Below are 18165 nucleotides of genomic sequence, written 5' to 3' on the forward strand. Positions count from 1 at the left end.
CGAAGCCGTGATCAAGGCGCAGATCGCGCAGGTCCAGGCCGACAAGAAGATGCCGGCCAAGGACAAGAAGGAAGCGCTCGACGAGCTCAACGAAGCGCTGAAGACGCCGGCGCCGCAGATCGAGAACAAGGCCAACATCGATGTCGTCGGCAAGTACTACGACAAGCTGGTCGCAGCCCTGGGTGACGATCAGAATTGAGGACGCAACTCTCTTGTCCCGGACGCGCTGCAACGCGGAAGCGTTGCTGCGCAGAGCCGGGACCCAGAGGCCACGGGATCGTCATCGGCATGGGCCCCGGCTCTGCAATGCATCGTCGAAGAGACGCTGCGTTGCGTCCGGGGCACGAGAGCCCAACTCGCTTCGCTCCGTAATCGCCATCATCGCTGCAACAAAAAGCCCCGGAGACATCTCCGGGGCTTTCGTCGTTTCTGACCTCACGCCTTGCTCAGCGTCTCACGTTCGCGTCCGCATCCGCATCATGAAACTGTCGAAGCTCAGCTCGGCGACCTGCATCCAGGCCAGCGATTCGCTGCGGAAACCAGTCAGGCTCGCATACATCTTGCCGAAATGCGGATTGGTCTTGGCGAGATCGGCGTAGATCTCGTTGGCCGCGCCATAGCAGCTTTCCAGCACTTCCTGCGGGAACGGCTTCAGGATCGCGCCGGCCACCAGCAGACGCTTCAGCGCCGGCGGATTGACGTAATCGTATTTGCCGGTCACCCAGGTGAAGGTATCGCGCGACGCGGCGTCGACCGCGGCCTGATAGTGCTTCGGCAGCGTGTTCCACTTGTCGAGATTGATGATGTTGTGACCCTGGCCGGTGCCTTCCCACCAACCGGGATAGTAATAGTACTTCGCGACCTTCACGAAGCCGAGCTTCTCGTCGTCATAGGGCCCGACCCATTCGGCGGCATCGAGCGTGCCCTTCTCCAGCGCGGGATAGATATCGCCCGCCGCGATCTGCTGCGGCACGCCGCCGACCTTGGCGATGATCGTGCCGGCAAAACCGCCGACCCGGAATTTCAGTCCCTTGAGATCGTCGATCGACTTGATCTCCTTCCGGAACCAGCCGCCCATCTGCGCGCCGGTCGACCCGGTCGGAATGCCGATGGTGTTGTATTCCTTCAGCAGATTGTTGATCAGGTCCTGGCCACCGCCCCACTGCAGCCACGAAATGTGCTGCCGCGTGTTCAAGCCGAACGGCAGCGACGTGCCGAACGTGAAAGCGGGGTTCTTGCCCCAATAGTAGTACAGCGCGGTGTTGCCCATCTCGACCGTGCCGTTTGCGACGGCGTCGAGCACCTGCAGACCCGGCACGATTTCGCCGGCGGCGAATGGCTGGATCTGGAAACGATTGTCGGTGATCTCGGCAACGCGCTTGGCGAAATATTCGCAGCCGCCGTAGAGCGTATCCAGCGCCTTGGGCCAGCTCGCGGCATATCGCCATTTGATCTCGGGCATCGACTGCGCGATCGCCGGCGCAGCGACGGCACTTGCGGCCAAGCCCAATCCGCCTGCCGTCAGGAATTTACGACGTTCCATGCGCTTCCCTCCGCTAAGTCGATGCTTCGACCAGGGAACGATCTTAGGTCGTCTTGTCTTCGTCGACGCTCGACGTTTTCTGTTGAGACGTTGTGGCGTTTCCGAACGGCCCTTGCGGGCACTCGTAGATGGAATTCCGATCGTTGCGGTTCCGCGAGCGAGGATGACCGGGCGCTTCGCCGGAATCAAGTCTCATGTCTCAAGCCTCATGGGCGCCTCGCAGGTGCGAACGCCAGCCTGACGCAAGTCGGGCTGGCACGCGATCTGCTATTCCGTCGCGCAAAAACCAGGGAGGCTCGCGCATGACGGGCAAAACGATCGTGGTCGCCGGAGCGAGCGGTCTCGTCGGCAATGCCGCGTTGCGACACTTCGGCATCTCGAGCGGGTGCGATGTCATTGCCCTGTCCCGGCGGAGGCCGCGCGACCGCTACGGCGCCCGTCATGTCCCGATCGACCTGACCAGCGCAGCGGATTGCGGCCGCGCCGCCTCGGAACTGAGCGGCGCGACGCATCTGATCTACGCCGCGCTCTACGAGGCGCCGCAGCTCGTCGACGGCTGGCGCGACCCGCAGCAGATCAACACCAACGATCTGATGCTGCGCAATTTGATGGGTGCGCTCGAGCCGGTGGCACCCGGCCTCAGGCATGTCGCCCTGTTGCAGGGCACCAAGGCCTACGGTGTCCACGTTCGCCCCCTGACAGTGCCGGCCCGCGAAGGCCGCTCCGAAATGTATGAGCAGCCCAACTTCTACTGGGCGCAGGAAAACTTCTTGCGCGACCTCCAAGCCGGCAAGGCTTGGCATTGGAGCATCCTGCGGCCGGTGCTGATCGTCGGCCTCGCCATGGGCGGCGCCATGGATTTGATTCCGCCGCTCGGCGTCTATGCCGCGATCCTGCGCGAGCAGGGCAGGCCGCTCGACTACCCCGGCGGCGCCGCGCAGGTGGGGCAGGCCGTCGATGTCGATCTCCTCGCCCGCGCCATCGCCTGGTCGGGCGAGGCCGAGGCCGCGCGCAACGAGGCCTTCAACGTGACCAATGGCGACGTCTTTACCTGGGAGAACATCTGGCCTGCGGTCGCCGATGCGCTGGAGATGAAGCCGGGCAAGCCGGTCCCGCTGTCGCTCGCGAGGGAATTCCCGAGCTGGGTCGCTCCCTGGGACGCGTTGCGCCGCAAGCACGACCTTGCATCGCCTGCGTTGGCCGAATTCGTCGGCCTCTCGTTCCAATACGCCGATTACAGCCTGCGCTACGGCCACGCCGAATCCGGTCCGCCCTCGATCGTCTCGACCGTGAAGATCAACCGCGCCGGCTTCACCGAGATGATGGATACCGAGGACATGTTCCGGAAGTGGTTCAGGCAGGCGAAGCAAGAGCGGCTGCTTCCCTGACGGAGAACCAAAGCCGATATTCCTGGGTGTTTGCCAGATCGGGAGCGGTCCTCTGGCCGAGCCAGTTCGAACGGCTTCAAGTCTGGCTGGTTCTGAGCTTCCGTGGCCACCACCGTGAGGGTCGGACATCACCTATGGCGGCGATCCTCTGTAGCGGCGAAAAATCGACTTTCCAAAGATCAAGCTCAAACAGCTCGTCGCGCTGATCGAGGTTCAGCGCGACCGACACCAGCACTCCATCGGCATCCTCGAATTCCGCTTCGCCAATACATCGGCCGAAAAGCCGGTCTGCCGCACCGACAAAGAGAAGGCTACCCATCCCACCGTCGTTCATGTCCTCGACGAGGCCAAAATGGTCCTGCAAGGGTGAATGCTGACCTAGAATAAAGGCAACCAAATCACGCTCTTTGGGGGTGAGTGGGCGTGGCATCTTCTTTCTCGTAGCGGCTGGCTTGCGTTGGCTTATATCACGCCGCGCTCGCGATGTCCGTTCCGGCTCATGGCTGACGTATTCCGGTCAAAGTGCAATAGCAGCTTTGATCGTAGGGGATATAGTCTCGTTCTTGCTATCCTCCTTAGACCGAGACCGAGGTTGCCAACACGAATGCGACTGATTTTGCACTTGCTGGTCGGACTGCTCTGCGCCTTAGCGATGATAGCAGCAGGTGCTTTTAGTCACGAAGTGATACGGCCGTTTTTCTTGATCGTTTGGACGCCAGCAACCTGGCTGGTTCGTCTTTCCAACGCGCTATGTCCACCGACAGGCGCAAGATGCTTTCTGGGGTCGGTCAGCCAAGGTGCGCATCATCTTTGGTTTGGGCTATGCCTCCTCGGCTTGGTGGATTGTTTTGTCGTTCGCGATCTGGCCGCTCTTCCGTTTGCGTCGATCGCCTCCGACCTCAAGGCCGATCCCGAAATCTACTTTTTTTCTTAAGCTTTGAGCTACCGTCGTAACCTAAGCTCAACTAAGCCTGGAAGCGATGACTTTACTGATGATCTCTACCTTGGCAGCGCAAGCAAAGTCGGAGGTCTACGTGGGTTGGAAGCTTTTTGCATTCTTCGCTGTCTTGCTCGCGTCTTACGGGATCGGCGACGTTGGGATGTTCAATGCGGTGCAGATGGTCGACCTTGTAATTGAGGTGCTTGCGACCAGCGGTCTCGTGCTGATGGCATTCAAGATTGATTTTCTTCCCGGTACGTTTTGGCGCGGGTTCGCTGGCGCATATTTCGCGTACTATTCTATTTGGTTTGCCGAGAAAGCTTTCCTCACCGAGGGAGGGCCTGCGTCCCTCGTTATTGAAAATGCGCTCGCATACGCTGTCTTTCATATCGCCGTCGGCTATGGACTTTGGCTGAATGGTTCGATGCATGAGCAGCACGGCGCCGCGCGTCAGACCAGTGGCTAGACATATCCCAGACGGTTAAGGCGCCCATGTACCTCCTCACCGCCTGCCTGATCGTGGTCGTCTTGAGTGCCGTGATATCGTATCGTCGATCCACGGCTCTATCACGGAACCCTCAGGGAAGGCTTGCGGCATTTCTGCCCGCATTCTGCGCGGCAGGCTTTGCGCTGGTGCTACTAGAGTTTGATCGTATTCAAGGCAAGCAGGAGGTCGGTCCCTTCGCAACGACCTATCTCCTCATGCTTGTTGTGTCCTTCTTTGGCGGCTGGTTCCTTGGCGTTATTGTTGGATTGCCCCACGACAAGCAGCCATGACTCTGGAAACATCCTGTTGATGTCCGTATTGGCCCTAGCTGACCTGCCGCGCGCCGCCGGTGGAGGACCGCTTGTGGACCCGTTGCGGAGCTCGGACGGGCGGATCAAAATCGCCCCTTGAAGCTACGGCATGGGCCTCAAGTGGGCGCCGCAAAGGCTAATCTTTACCGCACTCCGAGACCGACGAAATGTTACTAAGAAGGCAGCTTATTGCGGACGCGATGGTCGTTGATGGTCGAGGACGCGTCTTTGTGCAAAGGCGCTCATCGACGCGTGAGTTGTTTCCCAGGTGTTGGGACTTGATCGGCGGGCACGTCAAAGACGACGAGCACGTTCTTTCTGCTCTGCGCCGCGAAATACATGAGGAGACAGGCTGGCACCTTAAGAACATCGTTCTTGAGCTAACACCTAAGTATTGGAGCTATGGGCCGACACCCTATGAAGAACGACAGTTCATCGTGACCGTCGACGGGGACCTCACAAAACCAGCTCTGGAAACCGGCAAAGTGTCAGAGACTCTCTGGGTTGATCGCGCGAACGTGGAGAAGCTCAAAGAGAACCGCAAGCCGGATGACCAGTTAATCTACAATTCGGTGGTGGAGGCTCTCAAAGTTCTGGAGACAGTGCGGCCTCCAATGTGAGATTGTCGTTGCAATTTGCTCCGCAACTGCGACTTGCTTTGCAAGAGATCACTACATGAAAGATGCTATTGTCCGTCACGCAACAGAACGCGACCTGCATCAGGTTCTGAACCTTTACGGGCATCTCCATCCGCAGGAACCCCCACTGGCGCCAGCTACGGCTGAGCGCGTCTGGTCCAATCTGCTTTCATCGGGGTTTATGACTGTGATCGTGGCGCAAGCAGGTGAACAGCTTCTATCGTCGTGCACGCTCGCAATTGTGCCCAATCTGTCTCGGGGCGGCCGATCATATGGCGTCATTGAAAATGTAGTCACCCACACCGACCATCGCAAATCAGGGCTCGGGCGACGGGTTCTCACCTATGCGCTTGAGATCGCATCGCAGGCCGATTGCTATAAGGTCCACTTGGCGACGGGGTCCAAGCGTGAGGCGACCCTGCGCTTCTACGAGCGAGCAGGATTCGAACGAGGCGGCAAGACTTACTTCGAAGTGCGGCGGTAGGTGTCGATTGGCCCTCCGATGTTCCTTGGGGACGTGTCGGGAATTGGCCCGTCGCGCCAGTCGCGAGTGCAGCGACATGTCCGGACGCAGGCGAGGACCGGAAGTCGGTCGCTCAGCGGGACGCCGCCGCAATTGACCCGGAACGGACTTCGATAACTGTCCTGAGTGACGATCAACGCTCAGTCAGAACCGGTTCGGCTGCCGGAGAACCAGAACGCTAGTCTTTCTCTATGTCTCTGGGCTGAGCAAAGTCGGCGATGGTCAGGGTATTCGCGAGAGTGTTTTTGCCATGATCTGTACGGCCGTCCAGTCTCTTGCCACGATAGGCAGATAACCAGGGCAACCGAGACTTGATGCCCGTTGTAATGGGCTCATCAGTCACCTCTAGCGTGATTTCATTCCAGCTCACGCCCGGACCTAGCGTTGCCCGCAAGTTGTCCGGATTGACCTGGATGACCGACCCAGGATTATTGACGTCGGCGAAAGTAACGAGATCGGGCAGTCGTCCCGAGTCAATCTTGCGCGGGCCGCGCTGGCGGGCGATTGTGGCCACGGCATCCATGATGTTCGTCGGCGGCGCCATGTTATAAAGCTCGCACACGAACTCAAGGTTCGGTCCTGCATAACGGGTCCAGCCATAGTACCCGCGAATTTGGTTTGTCAGCAGCGCGACCAAGGGCCTCGCGCCTGAGCCTAGATCGAGGTAAAGGGCTTCGCCGCGCAAATTGCTAAAAGTGCCGCGCTCAGGAAAGACGACATTCTCCACCAACACCTCAACGACGCTCGAAGCGTGCTTGACGCCGTCCGGCGTATTGACCGCAACTGTCAGCTTGTACCGATAGCTCTTAGAACAACCCGCAACAGCGATAGCCACCAGCCCTATCGCGACGATGCGGAGATAGCTTCGCCACCTTGCCTGCGTCACCGAACGCCTCGCGCTGCGATCAAGCGTCACTCGCTTGAGTCGGACGATCTATAGGGATCTGGTACCACCAGAGATTGTCTAACTGGTTAACTTCGGCTGTGCGGCTCCGTAAACATGGATTCATACCTCGACAAGGTCGCTTCGGGGGACTCTCGCCTCAGCGAGTTAGCGAGCAAACGGAGCAGGTTTGAATGTCGGCTTGTGGCCCATAGCTGACCTGAATCGATGGTCAGCTTGAGTCCGCAAAGCGTCGGCCAGCGGACATCGCTCAGGCCGCACCAATGAATCTCGATCTATGAGTGCGCGGCCTGATCTGCGCTTGCGAAGGCCGCCTCCATCGCCCGCCGCGTCCTGACCGTCTCGTTGCCCGCGTCGAACTCGACGTCGCTCCAGCGCACGATCTCGCCGTGGGCGACGTCGTGCTTCAGCTTCAGTCGGTGCGCCAGCCCGATCGGCAGCGCGCCGGCCTTGAGGCTCGCGGTCGCCGGCAACAGCTTGCCCCATACCGTGTAGCCGCCTTCGCCGTCCAGCATCTCGCCGGCGCGCAGATTGCGTTTGGCCACGGAAGCGACGTCGCCGCGGAAACCATGGGGTTGCCCGGTCGGCTCGCCCCGCAACGCAGCCGACAGCACGGAGATGTTCAGCTCGAGGCCGATCAAATGATAGGGCTTGTACATCGCCGCGTACCGTCCGCTGCCGTCGGTCTTGAGGCCGTATTGCCTGAAGCAGTCGGCGGCGTAGTCGTTCGGCGCCTCCAGCACGACGTAAACGCCCCAGCGCAGATCGCGAAACACCGGCCTTCCGTCGCGCTCGAGCGAGGAGACCACCTCCACGACGCCCGACCGCTCCAGCACGCCGCCCCTGCTGCGCGGCCGCATGATGTGCGGCAGGTCGTCGACGCCGCAGGGTGGAAACAGCAGGCCCTCCGCAGGCACGTCGAGTCCGCAGGCATTGGCGATCGAGGCCATCTCGATCGCCGACTTGGTGCCGTCGAGGAAGGAGTTGAACATCTGCGGATTCATCCCGGCCGATTGCGCCTCGCCCGCGCTCAACCCGTAATGCTGCCAGACGCCATCCGGCGTCACGTCGTGATAGGCCGGCAGATATTTTGTCCCTTTGCCGGCGGCGACCACGTGAAAGCCGGTGGCGCGGGCCCAATCCACCATCTCCGCGGTCAGCGCCGGCTGGTCGCCATAGGCGAGCGAATAGACCACGCCGGCCTTGCGGGCTTCCTCGGCGAGCAGCGGACCCGCCAGCACGTCGGCCTCGACATTGACCATCACGATATGCTTGCCGGCCGCGATCGCGGCACGCGCGTGCCTGATGCCGACGGCTGGATTGCCGGTCGCCTCCACCACCACGTCCATCGCGCCGCCCGCAATGGCGCGCGCGCCGTCATCGGTGAAGACGGTGGCGGCGATCCGCGCCGCGTCCCAGCCGACGGTGCGGCAGGCCTCGCGCGCACGGTCGCGATTGATGTCGACGATGATGGGGACCTCCAGCCCTGGCGTGTGCGGCACCTGCGCCAGGAACATCGAGCCGAATTTGCCGGCGCCGATCAGCGCCACACGGACGGGCTTGCCGGCGGAAGCGCGAGCCTGGAGGAGGCGGAAGAGGTTCATGGGGCTTGTCCTAAGCGCAACGATTGAAGCTCGTCATTCCGGGGCGCGCGAAGCGCGAGCCCGGAATCCATTCATCCACCAACTCTGCGGCCCGATGGATTCCGGGTTCGACGCTACGCGCCGCCCCGGAATGACGCTTACTCCGCCGCCTGCCGCGGCGCACGGGCGAGCCGTAGCAGCGCGTCGTCCTCCACCGTCTGGATCGGCGCGAAGTCGCGATGCGCAATGTACTCCGGCCTTGTCGGGGTTCGGATGTAGTTCGAAACCGCGTTCAGCGTCAGGTACACGATCTTGCGCGGGTAGGGCGTGATGTTGCCGGCCGAGCCATGCACGAGATTGCCGTGGAACATCAGCATGCCGCCCGGCTTTCCCGTCGGCGCCACGATGCCGCCCTGCTTGACCAGCCGCGTCACGGTCTCCTCGTCCAGCGTCCACAGCGGATACGAAGTCGTCGCGAGGTCGTGCGAGGCCTTGAGGTCGCCGGCGTTCTGGCTCTGCGGCACCAGCATCAGCGGGCCGTTGATCGGCATCACCTCGTCGAGGAAGATCGCGATGTTCATCGCGCGCGGCTCGGGCATGCCGTCGTCGCGCTTCCAGGTGCCGTAATCCTGGTGCCATTGCCAGACGTCGCCGGTGAAGGCGGATTTTGCGTTGATCTTGAACTGGTGCATGTAGACGGGCTCGCCGAACAATTGCTCGACCGGGTCGATCATGCGCGGATGCGCACCCAGAATGCCGAACGCCTCGTTGTAGAGATGCGCGGCAAAGGCGGTGCGCGGCGCGCCGCTCTTCTCGCGCCAGACTTCCGGCCGGTTCGCGTCATAGATGGCAACCGCCTCGCGCGCGAGGAGATCGACCTCCTCCGGGCTGAACAATTCCGGCAGGAACAGCCAGCCCTCGCGGTGGAAGAACTCCAATTGCTCCTGGGACAGTTTCATGGCGCGTCCTCCTTTGGTTTGTTTCTTGTCATTCCGGAGCGCGACGAAGTCGCGAACCCGGAATCTCCGCAGCATAGGCCGTCCGATGGATTCCGGGCTCGATGCTGCGCATCGCCCCGGAACGACAGCGTGTGCGGTTACGCCGCCTCTTCCGTCGCCCTCAATCGCTCTTCGGTCATTCGTCCCGCCGTTTGCGCGTGCGCAAGCGCCGCACGCTCGGCCGCCTTCGCGTCGCCCGCGAGAATGTGTCCGGCAATGTCGGCATGCTCGGCCCAGGCGCTGCCGCGATAGTCGAGTTCGGACAGCACCGTCGCCATCGAGCGGCGCATATGCGGCCATTGCGGCGTGATCGTCTCCTCGATCACGGGATTGCCGGCGAGCCGATAGATCGCGCGATGAAACGCGACGTCGAGCGCAATCAGCTCGGCGAGCGCGGTCTTGCCGTCGATCCCGCGTCCGGCGGCGAGCGCCGCCTCCAGCCGCGCGCGTCCCGCCGCATCGCTTGCGGCGCGCTCGCCGGCAAGCCGCGCCGCCAGGGCATCGATGGCTCCGCGCACCTCGTAGAGCTGGCGGATGCGTGCGGGATCGAGCTGGGTGACTTCAAAACCGCGCCGGCCGCTTTCCGCGACGAGCCCCTGCCGGTGCAGCAGGTGTAGCGCATGCGACACCGGCTGGCGCGACACGCCGAGCCTGTCGGCGAGCTCGTTCTGCCGGATGCGCTGGCCGGGCTGCAGCGTGCGGTCGGAGATCGCCTCCAGGATCCGCGCATAGACCTGGTCGATCAAGTTCGGAAGCGGGTCGAGGGGGATCACGCCGGCAGCTCCCAGAACGGCAACAGGGAATACGGAATTCCGTATTCAAACGTACGGCGCGAGGGCGAGGGCGTCAAGCGCGGCCAAGGGGGCGTCCGACCTCGTTTTTTGCGCTTCGCCAAGCCCTTGATATTGCTAGGGTCGGCTACTGTGCATGGGGTTGTTTTCGAGGAAAAAGAAAAAGAGGGGTGAGGCACCTACTCCGCCAGGAACGCTTTCATCGCCGCGCCGAACTCCAGCGGCGCCTGCTCGAACATCCAGTGCCCGGCATTGGGGATCACGGCCGTCTTCGCCCCCGCGATGTGCTCGGCCAGCACGCGCCACATCACCGACAGGCTCCCCGTCGTCGCGCCGCCGCCGATCAGGAGCGTCGGGGTCGTGATCGCTTGCGCATCCGCGAGCGTGTAGGGCCTGCGCTGCTCGTTGATCTGGCCGAGCAAGGTGATCGCGTTGTCGCGCAATTGCTGCTTGGCCGCCGCCGGCACGCGCCGCCATGAGCCGTCGCCTTCGATGCCTTCGTAGAAGTTCTGCAGCGCGCCCTCGATGTCACCGGCGCGAATCATCTCGACCGAGCGCGCCGTGCGCGCGGCCAGCGGCGGATGCGCAGGCGTGCCCGCAGGCACCGGCAGGCTCGCGTCGAGATCGCCGCCGGGTTCGGCCAGCACCAGTTTGCGCAACAGATCCGGCCGCGACTGTGCCACGCGAAACGCGATGTGGCCGCCGCGCGAATGGCCCATCAAATCGACCGGCGCGGGTTTGACCTGCTCGACGAAAGCGATCACGTCAGCGACGTGCTGGGCCATCTTGTAATCGTCGCCGACGGCGTCCCAATGCTCGGGAAAGAAATGCCGCAGGCTGACCGAGATCACGCGATGCGATTTCGACAGCGGGCCGAGCACTGGATACCAGGTGCGGAAATCGCCGAGCGTGCCGTGCACGCAGACCAGCGGATGGCCCTCGCCGACTTCGAGATAGGCCATGTCGTAACCATTGACGCGAAATGTCTGCATGATCAGCCCGCCAGAAAATCCAGCACCACTTCGGAGTATTTCTGCGGCGCCTGCTCGAACATCGGGTGCGTCGCGTTCGGGATGACCGCTGTCCTGGAATACGGCACATGCGCCGCCAGCGCATGCAGCACTTTCGGCAGCAGGCCCTTGGTCCGCGCGCCCAGGATGAATAGCGTCGGCATCCTGATGGACTCCGCGTCCGCCTTCGAGAACGGCGGGCGGTTGTCGCGGACCTGGCCGATCAGCGTGAAGGCGTTGTCGCGCAGATTCTGCTTCACCAGCGCCGGCAGCCGCGGCCAGGTGCCGGGCCCTTCCAGCGTGTCGACGAAGACGGCAAGGCCGCCGTCGATGTCGCCGGCCGCGATCTTCTCGGCCGAGGCCGTGAACCGCGCCAGCAGTGGCGAGGGGTCGCCGGCATAATCGGGGTCGAGGCTCGCATCGAGCTCGCCGCCTGGCTCGGCCAGCACCAACCGCCGGAGCAGCTCCGGCCGCCGCTGCGCCACGCGGAAGCAGATGTGCCCGCCGCGGGAATGGCCCATCAAATCGATCGGGCCAAGGTCGAGTTCCTCAATGAAGGCGATGACGTCGTCGACATGCTGGGCGATCGAATAGGTGTCGCCGACGCCATCCCATCGCGCCGGGAAGAAATGCCGCAGGCTGACGCAGATCAACCGGTGCCGCTGGGAGAGCGGCCCGAGCACGCAGCCCCAGACACGGAAGTCGTTGAGCGAACCATGCACGCAGACCAGCGGCGGCCGGCCTCGGTCTTCGCCCACGTCCAGATAGGGCATGTCGTATCCGTTGACGTGGAGGCTTTGCATTGCGGGCTCGCGAAAGGGAGGCGGAACTCCTGTGCAAGATTCCCGGAAACCGGGTGGATCGCAACTATTTCCAAGCCTAGATTTGGGCTCAGATCACAATGGGGGCATGCAAGGGAACGCAAGCCAGGGACCGAACCATGACCGACCAGCATTTTGCCCTGTTCGACAGCAAGATCGGCCTTTGCGCCATTGCCTGGGGTCCGCGCGGCATCAACGGCACGCAACTGCCGATGGGCGGTGAGCAGAAGATCCGCACCCGCATCAGCCAGCGCCATGCCGATGCCAGCGAAGCCGAGCCGACCGCCGAAGTGCAGCAGGCGATCGACCGCATCACAAAACTGCTCGCGGGCGAGCCGGATGACCTCACCGACATTCCGCTCGATCTCGACGGCGTGCCCGACTTCAACCGCGGCGTCTACGCCATCGCCCGCACCATTCCGCCAGGCAAGACCATCACCTATGGCGACATCGCCAGGCAGCTCGGCGGCGTCGAGCTGTCGCGTGACGTCGGCCAGGCGCTCGGCCGCAACCCGTGCCCGATCGTCGTGCCCTGCCATCGCGTGCTGGCGGCCGGCAACAAGCCCGGCGGCTTCTCCGCGAATGGCGGCGTGGTGACGAAGCTGAAGATGCTCGAGATCGAAGGCGCGCTGGTGAACCACACGCCGAGCTTGTTCGATTGAGGCGATGCCGCCGCGGGCTAAATCTTCGCCGCCGCCTTCGGCCAATATTTGTCGCGCAAATGCCGCTTCACCAGCTTGCCGGTCGGCGTCCGCGGCAGCTCGGCTTCGAAATCGATCGAGCGCGGGCATTTGATCGTCGAGAGGCGGCTCTTGCAGTAGGCGATCAGGTCGGCCTCGAGCTCGCTGCCGGCGCGCTTGGGATCGTGCGGCTGCACCACGGCCTTGACCTCTTCGCCCATATCCTCGTTCGGCACACCGAACACGGCGACGTCGGCGACCTCAGGGTGGGTGATGAGCACGTCCTCGGTCTCCTGCGGGTAGATGTTCACGCCGCCGGAGATGATCATGTAAGACTTGCGGTCGGTGAGAAAGAGAAAGCCGTCCTTATCGAGATAACCGACGTCGCCGAGCGTCGACCAGCCCTTTGCGTTGTAGGCCTTCTTCGTTTTCTCGGGATCGTTGTGATAGGTGAACACAGGCGCATCGGCGAAATAGACCGTGCCAATCTCGCCCGTCGGTTGCTCCCCGTCGTTCTCGTCCAGAATCTTGATTTTGCCGACCACGGCGCGGCCGACGCTGCCGCGGTGCTCCAGCCATTCCTTCGAGTTGCAGACGGTGACACCGTTGCCTTCGGAGCCCGCGTAATACTCGATCAGGATCGGCCCCCACCATTCGATCATCTTGGCCTTGACCTCGACCGGGCAGGGCGCGGCGGCGTGGATCGCGCCCTTCAGCGTCGAGACGTCGTAGCGGTTGCGGACCTCGTCCGGCAGCTTCAGCATGCGCACGAACATGGTCGGCACGAGTTGTGACTGTGTGACCTTGTATTTTTCGACCAGCCTCAGGAAATCTTCGGCGTCAAAGTGCTCCATGATGATGGAGGTGCCGCCGAGCACGATCGCCATCATGTTGAAGCGCAAGGGAGCGGCATGATAGAGCGGTGCCGGTGAGAGATAAATAGTCTCGGCATTCATGCCGCACATGTTGGCGCTGAGCACGCGCAGAAGCGCGTTCGGCTCGTCGATCGGCTTGCCCTCGAACGCCTTTTTGATGCCCTTGGGTCGGCCGGTGGTGCCGGACGAATACAGCATGTCATAGCCGGCGACCTCGTCGGCGATCGGCGTTGTCGGCTGGGCGGCCGCTTCCTTGTCGTAGGAGCGGAAGCCTGACAGTGGCTCGTCCATCATGTAGAAGGCCGGCTCGCCGGGCGCACCCTTGATCAGAGCCTTGATTTGGTCGGCGCATTTCGGCGTCGTGATCACGACCTTGGCGCCGCAATCGGCGATGATGTAGTCGATCTCGTCCTGCTTCAAATAGCGGCTGATCGCGGTGTAATAGAGCCCGCTGCGTTGCGCCGCCCAGCAGATCTCCATGAAGGCGAGGCGGTTCTCCATCAGCAGCGCGATGTGGTCGCCGGCCTTCAGCCCGAGCGAGCGGAACAGGTGCGCCCCCTGGTTCGAAAGCTCGTCGAGCTCACGATAGGTGATCGCCTTGCCGGTCCCGGCCATCTGATAGGCGATCTTGTCGGGTGTGGCGCGGGCGTAGATGGAGGGGTGAGTCATCGCCGAGATCTCGCAACATAAACGGTGCCATCCCGGCGAACGCCGGGATCCATAGCCACCCATCCCAAGTGTTGAAACACGATGTCGCCCCAGCCGGGCATAACGACAGGCTCCTGTGGTTATGGGTCCCGGCCCCCGTGCGCAATTGCGCACTAGGCCGGGACGACACCATTAGCGACGCAGCGGCTTACAGACGCTCCACGATCGTCACATTCGCCATGCCGCCGCCTTCGCACATGGTCTGCAGGCCATAGCGCTTGCCACGCTGATGCAGGGCATGCACCAGCGTCGTCATCAGCTTGGTGCCGGAGCAGCCGAGCGGATGGCCGAGCGCGATGGCGCCGCCATTGACGTTGAGACGTTCCGGATCGGCGCCGGTGGTCTTCAACCACCCCGTCGGTACCGAAGCAAAGGCCTCGTTGACTTCGAACAGGTCGATATCGTCGATCGTCATGCCGGCCTTTTCCAGCGCGCGCTTGGTGGCGTGCAGCGGAGCATCGAGCATGATCACGGGATCGCCGCCCATCATGGTCATGTGGTGGACGCGCGCCAGCGGCTTCAGGCCAAGCTGCTTCAGGCCACGCTCGTTCACCACCATCACGCCGGAGGCGCCATCGCAGATCTGGCTGGCGCTGGCCGCGGAGAGCTTGCCGTTCTCGGCGATCAGCTTGACGCCCTTGATGCCGTCGAGCGTGGCGTCGAAGCGGATGCCCTCGTCGATGTGGTGGGTGTCCTTGGAGCCGTCGGCGCGGGTGATCTCGAGCGGCACGATCTCCTTCTTGAAGTGGCCGGCCTGGGTTGCCGCGATCGCGCGCTGATGGCTGTTGTAGGAGTACTCGTCGAGCTCATCCTTGGAGAGGCCGTACTTCTCGGCCATCATCTCGGCGCCGGTGAACTGGCTGAACACGATGTTCGGATAACGGTGCTCGATACCCGGGCTCTTGTAATTGCCAAAGCCGTTCTTGGCGGGAAGCTGCGACGACAGGCCCATCGGTACGCGCGTCATCGATTCCACGCCGGCGGCGATCACCACGTCCATCGCGCCGGACATCACGGCCTGGGCTGCGAAGTGCAGCGCCTGCTGCGAGGAGCCGCATTGGCGGTCGATCGAGGTGCCCGGCACGCTCTCCGGCAGCTTCGAGGCCATGATCGCGTTGCGCGCGACGTTGTTGGACTGCTCGCCGACCTGCATGACGCAGCCCATGATCACGTCCTCGACCAGCGCAGGATCGACCTTGGTGCGGTCGACCAGCTCGTCCAGCACCTTCGCGGCGAGATCGGCCGGATGCCATCCGGCGAGGCGGCCCCCCTTGCGCCCACCGGCGGTACGCGCAGCGGCGACGATGTAAGCCTCGGCCATGTCGGTTTCTCCCTGGATTATTCTGAATGGTTGGTTGTCGGGGCGGATTTAAGGGGCGACTGGTCGTTTAGTCAATCGATCAATTAACTCTTGTGGAGAGGCGCTGCTTGGGCTTATCTGCGGCGGCTCTCGCGCTAAATCGGGGATCTCCGTGACTACCAGCGTACCGAACAGGCTCCCCAGCGGAAAGAATTCCACGGCAGAGAAATTGCTCGTGGCCGCGAGCGAGCTGATGATCGAACGCTCCTCGATCGAGATTTCGCTGAGCGACATCGCCCAGAAGTCCGGCGCCAACGCCGCGCTGGTCAAATATCACTTCGGCAACAAGGACGGCCTGCTGTTGGCGCTGCTCGAGCGCGACGCGGGGACGGAACTGTCCAATCTCGAATATCTGCTGGCTCAGTCGATCACGCCGACCGCGAAGCTGAAGCTGCACATCGGCGGCATCATCCGCGCTTATCACCGGTTTCCCTACATGAACCGGCTGATCCACTATCTGTTGCACGAGAGCGTCGCGGGCTCCGCGGACGAAGTCTCGAAATTCTTCGTCGCGCCGCTGCTGGATTTCCATCGCCGCCTGCTCGCCGAAGGCGTCAGCCGCGGCGAATTCCGCGCCACCGATCCGGTGCTGTTCTACACCAGCCTGATCGGCGCCTGCGATCATTTGTTCTTCGGCCGGCACGCGATGTCGCGCGCGACCGGCGTCGGCCCGGTCACCGACGACGTCTGCCGGCAATACATCAAGCACATGGAAACGCTGATCTGCGGCGGCATCCTCACGAATATCGAGGAAGCTGCCGCGGCCGGATAATCTGGCCAGAACGCAGAAGTCTAGAGAAGAAACGCCCAAGGAAAAGGTAGAGGAAAGGTATTTGCGATGCAGTTGAAAGACGTAGCCGTTCTTATCACCGGCGGCGGGTCGGGCCTTGGTGCCGCGACCGCCCGCGCCATGGCCGCCAAGGGCGCCAAGATCGGCGTGATCGACCAGAGTAAGGAAAACGCTGAGAAGGTCGCCGCCGAAGTGAAGGGCATCGCGCTCCACGCCGATGTCACCAGCGAGGAGCAGATCAAGGCGGCGATCGCCAAGGCGGAAGCCGCGCACGGCGTCGCGCGCGTGCTGATGAACTGCGCCGGCATCGGCGGATCGCAGCGCATCGTCGGCCGCGACGGCGTCTACCCGCTGGAAAAATTCGCGCGCATCATCAACGTCAATTTGATCGGCACCTTCAACTGCCTGCGTCTGTTCGCCGAGCGCCTCGTCACGATCGAGCCGGTCGGTGAAGAGCGCGGCGTCATCGTCAACACGGCGTCGGTCGCGGCTTACGAAGGCCAGATCGGCCAGATCGCTTATGCGGCGTCGAAGGGCGGTGTCGTTGGCCTTACCCTGCCGGCGGCGCGCGATCTAGCGAGCCAGAAGATCCGCGTCAACACCATCGCGCCCGGCCTGTTCCTGACGCCGCTGCTGATGGGCTTGAACGAAGAGGCCCGCAAGAGCCTCGGTGCCCAGGTGCCGCATCCCGCGCGACTCGGCGACGCCAATGAATACGGCTCGCTCGCCGTGCACATCGTCGAGAACCCGATGCTCAATGGCGAGACAATTCGCCTCGACGGCGCGATCCGCATGGCGCCGCGTTAGGGCTCTTTTTCCTTCTCCCCTTGTGGGAGAAGGTGGCGCGCGTAGCGCGCCGGATGAGGGGTCTCTATCCACGGAGACAGACCCCTCACCCAGGCGAATTCCGAGCTCACAGCGTACATGCCCTCTCCCACAAGGGGAGAGGGCGCAGCAATCGGCACCGCGAATGGCGGCAAGCACGAGGCGCCTCATGTCCCAACCGCTGCTGATCGAGCACAACGACGGCGTCGACACCGTGACGCTCAATCGTCCCGAACACCTCAACGCGCTCGATCCTGCGCTGATCGACGCGCTCAATGTCTACTTCCAGGGCCTTCAGCGCAACCGCGACACGCGCGTCGTGGTGCTGAAGGGCGCCGGCAAGAATTTTTGCGCAGGGCTCGATCTCAAGGCGGCGATGGCGCGTCGTGCCGGCCAGCAGGAGCCGCCCGGTGTCACGGAGTCGCTGGACTCGCAGCGGCGCATCGCCGACATCGTGATGCTGATGCGGCGCTGTCCGCAGCCGATCCTCGCGCTGGTACAGGGCGCGGCGGCCGGCGGCGGCTTTGCGCTGGCGCTCGCCTCCGACATTCGCATCGCGACGAGATCGGCGCGGATGAACTGCGCTTTCATCAAGCTCGGCCTTGGCGGCTGCGACATCGGCACCAGCTATTTCCTACCGCGCCTGGTCGGTGTCTCCGTGGCCTCGGAGCTGATTCTCACAGGGCGCTTCATCGGCGCCGAACGGGCGCTCGCGGTCGGGCTGGTCTCCGAGGTCGTCGAGGAGGACAAGCTCGATGATGCCGCCGAACCCTATGTCGACGCGATGATCACGGCCTCGCCCGTGGGCTTACGCCTGTCCAAGGAATGTCTCAACATGAGCGTCGATGCCGGATCGCTGGAAGCCGTGATCGCGATGGAGGATCGCAACCAGGTCCTGTGCAGCCGCTCCGAGGAGTTTTCGGAAGGCATCAGGGCCTTCCTTGAGAAGCGAAAGCCTGTCTATATCAGGCGCTGACAATGAAGATCCGT

Annotated in this window: 21 protein-coding genes (1 of these 21 only partly in view); 11 read left to right on the top strand and 10 right to left on the bottom strand. The window is 62.9% G+C overall.

From position 1 onward, the window contains the following. Positions 1-199, top strand: the end of a protein-coding gene (locus AC0L3K_RS28740) for a hypothetical protein (RefSeq protein ID WP_354199930.1). Its footprint begins 392 nt before the window's first position; only the last 199 of its 591 coding nucleotides appear in the window; its start codon lies beyond the left edge, outside the window; it ends in the stop codon at positions 197-199. Positions 200-454: 255 nt separating this feature from the next. Here the strand turns inward: AC0L3K_RS28740 and AC0L3K_RS28745 are convergent, their stop codons facing one another. Beyond that, on the bottom strand, positions 455-1543 hold the full coding sequence (locus AC0L3K_RS28745; RefSeq protein ID WP_219680430.1) for a TRAP transporter substrate-binding protein: 1089 nt from the start codon (positions 1541-1543) through the stop codon (positions 455-457). A 302-nt stretch (positions 1544-1845) separates the two neighbouring features. Between AC0L3K_RS28745 and AC0L3K_RS28750 the strand changes: the two genes are divergently transcribed. Then, the gene (locus tag AC0L3K_RS28750) at positions 1846-2931 is read left to right on the top strand and encodes an NAD-dependent epimerase/dehydratase family protein (RefSeq protein ID WP_473367309.1); all 1086 of its coding nucleotides are present in this window, start codon (positions 1846-1848) and stop codon (positions 2929-2931) included. 76 nt (positions 2932-3007) lie between these two features. Here the strand turns inward: AC0L3K_RS28750 and AC0L3K_RS28755 are convergent, their stop codons facing one another. Beyond that, the gene (locus AC0L3K_RS28755; protein ID WP_473367310.1) at positions 3008-3361 is read right to left on the bottom strand and encodes a DUF6984 family protein; all 354 of its coding nucleotides are present in this window, start codon (positions 3359-3361) and stop codon (positions 3008-3010) included. Between the two features lie 174 nt (positions 3362-3535). Here AC0L3K_RS28755 and AC0L3K_RS28760 point away from each other — a divergent pair, with 174 nt between their 5' ends. The 5 genes from AC0L3K_RS28760 to AC0L3K_RS28780 all read left to right on the top strand — a co-directional run bounded on the left by AC0L3K_RS28760 (position 3536) and on the right by AC0L3K_RS28780 (position 5791). Then, positions 3536-3865: a hypothetical protein gene (locus AC0L3K_RS28760; protein ID WP_473367311.1), complete on the top strand. Its 330-nt coding sequence runs from the start codon at positions 3536-3538 to the stop codon at positions 3863-3865. A gap of 58 nt (positions 3866-3923) precedes the next feature. After that, on the top strand, positions 3924-4337 hold the full coding sequence (locus tag AC0L3K_RS28765) for a hypothetical protein (protein WP_473367312.1): 414 nt from the start codon (positions 3924-3926) through the stop codon (positions 4335-4337). A 26-nt stretch (positions 4338-4363) separates the two neighbouring features. Next, a complete protein-coding gene (locus AC0L3K_RS28770; protein ID WP_473367313.1) occupies positions 4364-4648 on the top strand; it encodes a hypothetical protein in 285 nt (94 codons plus the stop codon). Between the two features lie 188 nt (positions 4649-4836). Continuing rightward, complete coding sequence (locus tag AC0L3K_RS28775; RefSeq protein ID WP_354126825.1) at positions 4837-5289, top strand: NUDIX hydrolase; 453 nt, start codon at positions 4837-4839, stop codon at positions 5287-5289. Between the two features lie 55 nt (positions 5290-5344). After that, complete coding sequence (locus AC0L3K_RS28780; RefSeq protein ID WP_354126824.1) at positions 5345-5791, top strand: GNAT family N-acetyltransferase; 447 nt, start codon at positions 5345-5347, stop codon at positions 5789-5791. A gap of 217 nt (positions 5792-6008) precedes the next feature. On the opposite strand, the gene AC0L3K_RS28785 is transcribed toward AC0L3K_RS28780, so the two are convergent. The 6 genes from AC0L3K_RS28785 to AC0L3K_RS28810 form a co-directional block, all read right to left on the bottom strand. Beyond that, positions 6009-6716 (bottom strand): hypothetical protein, encoded by a 708-nt coding sequence (locus AC0L3K_RS28785; RefSeq protein ID WP_473367314.1) that lies wholly within the window; start codon positions 6714-6716, stop codon positions 6009-6011. A gap of 293 nt (positions 6717-7009) precedes the next feature. Then, complete coding sequence (locus AC0L3K_RS28790; RefSeq protein ID WP_473367315.1) at positions 7010-8338, bottom strand: NAD(P)H-dependent oxidoreductase; 1329 nt, start codon at positions 8336-8338, stop codon at positions 7010-7012. A 137-nt stretch (positions 8339-8475) separates the two neighbouring features. Then, complete coding sequence (locus tag AC0L3K_RS28795; RefSeq protein WP_354126821.1) at positions 8476-9276, bottom strand: phytanoyl-CoA dioxygenase family protein; 801 nt, start codon at positions 9274-9276, stop codon at positions 8476-8478. A 137-nt stretch (positions 9277-9413) separates the two neighbouring features. Next, complete coding sequence (locus AC0L3K_RS28800; RefSeq protein WP_007597265.1) at positions 9414-10088, bottom strand: GntR family transcriptional regulator; 675 nt, start codon at positions 10086-10088, stop codon at positions 9414-9416. Between the two features lie 197 nt (positions 10089-10285). Then, positions 10286-11098: an alpha/beta fold hydrolase gene (locus AC0L3K_RS28805; RefSeq protein ID WP_473367316.1), complete on the bottom strand. Its 813-nt coding sequence runs from the start codon at positions 11096-11098 to the stop codon at positions 10286-10288. A gap of 2 nt (positions 11099-11100) precedes the next feature. Further along, entirely contained in the window at positions 11101-11919 is an 819-nt protein-coding gene (locus AC0L3K_RS28810) for an alpha/beta fold hydrolase (protein ID WP_473367317.1), read from the bottom strand. 137 nt (positions 11920-12056) lie between these two features. Here AC0L3K_RS28810 and AC0L3K_RS28815 point away from each other — a divergent pair, with 137 nt between their 5' ends. After that, entirely contained in the window at positions 12057-12599 is a 543-nt protein-coding gene (locus AC0L3K_RS28815) for a methylated-DNA--[protein]-cysteine S-methyltransferase (protein ID WP_473367318.1), read from the top strand. A 17-nt stretch (positions 12600-12616) separates the two neighbouring features. Here the strand turns inward: AC0L3K_RS28815 and AC0L3K_RS28820 are convergent, their stop codons facing one another. Together AC0L3K_RS28820 and AC0L3K_RS28825 are read right to left on the bottom strand one after the other, a co-directional pair. Continuing rightward, the gene (locus tag AC0L3K_RS28820) at positions 12617-14161 is read right to left on the bottom strand and encodes an acyl-CoA synthetase (RefSeq protein ID WP_473367319.1); all 1545 of its coding nucleotides are present in this window, start codon (positions 14159-14161) and stop codon (positions 12617-12619) included. 187 nt (positions 14162-14348) lie between these two features. Continuing rightward, positions 14349-15521, bottom strand: a complete 1173-nt coding sequence (locus tag AC0L3K_RS28825) for an acetyl-CoA C-acetyltransferase (protein WP_354199923.1) — start codon at positions 15519-15521, stop codon at positions 14349-14351. Positions 15522-15753: 232 nt separating this feature from the next. Here AC0L3K_RS28825 and AC0L3K_RS28830 point away from each other — a divergent pair, with 232 nt between their 5' ends. The 3 genes from AC0L3K_RS28830 (at position 15754) to AC0L3K_RS28840 (ending at position 18151) form a co-directional block, all read left to right on the top strand. Beyond that, a complete protein-coding gene (locus tag AC0L3K_RS28830; protein WP_473367320.1) occupies positions 15754-16332 on the top strand; it encodes a TetR family transcriptional regulator in 579 nt (192 codons plus the stop codon). Between the two features lie 66 nt (positions 16333-16398). Then, a complete protein-coding gene (locus AC0L3K_RS28835; protein WP_007615252.1) occupies positions 16399-17157 on the top strand; it encodes an SDR family NAD(P)-dependent oxidoreductase in 759 nt (252 codons plus the stop codon). Positions 17158-17344: 187 nt separating this feature from the next. After that, positions 17345-18151 (top strand): enoyl-CoA hydratase/isomerase family protein, encoded by an 807-nt coding sequence (locus tag AC0L3K_RS28840; RefSeq protein WP_219680401.1) that lies wholly within the window; start codon positions 17345-17347, stop codon positions 18149-18151. The last annotated feature ends 14 nt before the right edge of the window (positions 18152-18165 follow it).

The organism is Bradyrhizobium sp. MI1.10, from assembly GCF_055811035.1.